This window comes from Armatimonas sp., assembly GCF_043760365.1.
Classification (GTDB): Bacteria; Armatimonadota; Armatimonadia; order Armatimonadales; family Armatimonadaceae; genus Armatimonas.
Map to the genome: position 1 here is coordinate 1 of NZ_JAYUPA010000161.1, position 2,184 is coordinate 2,184.

General features: G+C 55.7%; 1 protein-coding gene and 1 pseudogene. Both read left to right on the forward strand.

Annotated features, from left to right (window positions below; translation table 11 throughout):
- Positions 1-1,357: 1,357 nt before the first annotated feature.
- Positions 1,358-1,417: pseudogene (locus tag ACH2EH_RS04020) on the forward strand (hypothetical protein); the annotation flags it as partial.
- A gap of 14 nt (positions 1,418-1,431) precedes the next feature.
- A complete protein-coding gene (locus ACH2EH_RS04025) occupies positions 1,432-1,656 on the forward strand; it encodes a hypothetical protein (RefSeq protein ID WP_395139184.1) in 225 nt (74 codons plus the stop codon).
- The last annotated feature ends 528 nt before the right edge of the window (positions 1,657-2,184 follow it).

The following is a 2,184-nucleotide window of genomic DNA, read 5'->3' on the forward strand; positions in this document are numbered from 1 at the left end:
CAAGGCTCTCGTGGAGATCCTGGAGAAGTTTTATGGGATTCTGCGGGACTGCTACTGCTCGGAGCGGATCCAGGCGCGTATTGTGGAGATCTTTTTGGAAAACACCAAGGAGCTGGATCAATTGAAGCAGTTGTACGAGAAGGAGAAGGTCAAGGCAACGAGCGAGGGGATGGGACGGATTGTCGACTTCGCGTGGATGCGACCTATCTGGCTCAACGGCGTGGGGCCAACGGCTGGCTCTCTGGCTTTTCAGGTGGGCGCTTTTATCGGCGACCTTTGGTTGGGTCAAGATCTCTATCCCAGTTTGGAGTCGTTTTACGCCGAGTTTGGGCGCCGCAGCGTGGTTCTGGGCCCCATTACACCAGCAGTGCTCGCCGAGTTCTTCATGCACGCGCTGCCAGCCTCTCTTGTCAAGGAATTGCTGGAACGGCGGGATGTCGCGTTTCCTGACGTTAAGAGTGTCATGGATGCATTGAGGGAGAGGTTGCACCGCAGGTTCCCTGCCCTGACGAGCTGCACGGGGGCGGTATTCTTGTCGACGATTGCCACGCATTATGGGCCACTGGGTCCTCGTGGTTGGGCTGTTGGGGGTCGGGAGGCAGCGACCAGCCGGGTGGTTGCCGCCGTCAGCGTGACCGATTCAACAACAGGGCCAGGTGGGGCTGCTCTCTGCTACAACTGCAATCTGCCAGGCCACTTCGCTAGGCAATGCCGGGCACCGCGGCGCGTTGGGCACTCTTCTGGTGGTGGATCTCACAACTCCAAGTCTGATGGCAGCCATCGCCCGGGACATGGGAGCAGCAGTGGCAGCGGGCAACGTTCTGGGCATGAGAGGAGCAGCAGCGGGAGTGGGTCACGACATGGGAAGCGATCGTACGCTGCTTTGGCTGTGGCGGAACCGAGCATTGCAGTGGGGAGTGGCAAGGCGACTTCTACAGCGGAGACGGGAAGGCATGGCGTACACGAGCAACTCGCCGCACAGGAGAAGCATACAGTGGGCACGAGGGTCGGGAGCCACGCCAAGGTCTGGTCCACGAGCGCTTCTATCGCAGTCGGCGCGCCGAGCAGCAGCAGCCCTGTCGTCCACGGGATTGAGGTCATTGTCGACTCGGGCTCCAGTTCAGGCCTAAGCATCAGCGAGGTGTTGGCGGGGCGGCTTCCTTTGGTGCCTTGTGGGCCGCGTGTCCAACTGACCAAAGCTGACGGGGTTGTCGGAGATGGGACTTGCGTTCATAGCGGGAAATGGCCTAACAGGTCCACCTGACCACCTGACCAGGTTGTCTGAGAAAAAATCATGGCGGCTGAGGCTGTGTGCGACCCCTTTCACGCTGTCTGGGGCCTTGTGGCGCACAAGTACATGCGTGGATCTGGCCAAAAAGAGCGGTTGCATTATCTCGTGAGCTGGGCAAATCTCGGGCCGGAGGAATGGTCGTGGGAACCAGCAAGGAACATCACACCGCTGGCGAAAAGGTGTGTCTTTTTTCCGACTTTGCCATTTCTCCTTTTTCTTATTGGCGCAGCTTCTATGCGGCCCCCGTCTTTACGCTGCGAGAAAAGATGGCCCTGTGTGTGAAGATCCGGCTGGCCATTGGCTCACTGCTGGATAGCCGCATCAAGGGGTTGGGTGGGATAACTTTTTTTTCCGATGCCACATAGCACGAAATCGGGAATCACTCAATGACTTAATTTGTCACTTAGTAATTAAGTCAGTAAAAGTGTCCAACTCAATTGAGAAAACCACTTTAAGTGACTGCTGTGTCTCGTGTGTGAGAGGCGCGCAACCAGTCTGATCGATTATCGCGTCGTAATGGTACGATCTTTGAACGCAGACTACTGCGATGGTCTGAATCTGGCCGGAAGCACTGACCATTTTGACTTTTATCACTTTCTATTAGTAAAAAATATTGGGTGTTTTGCAACGGTGTCTGGAATGGAGCTCCCCATCCCTCCCAACGCGTTCCTCTCAATACAAAGACCCTGGGGAGTGAATTTAATCGGCGTCGCTGACGTCAGGGCTTGTCACAAGATCACGATTTGTCTTTTCAGTTAATTATGCATGCACCCCGTTTTGAGCCTTATAACTGCTGTGGCTCTTTTCCCACGCAACGCCGACAACCAGTCTGATCAGATTCTAAAAGCCTTGTATCTGGGGAGCATTTTTAGACTACTCGCACCATCCCCCCA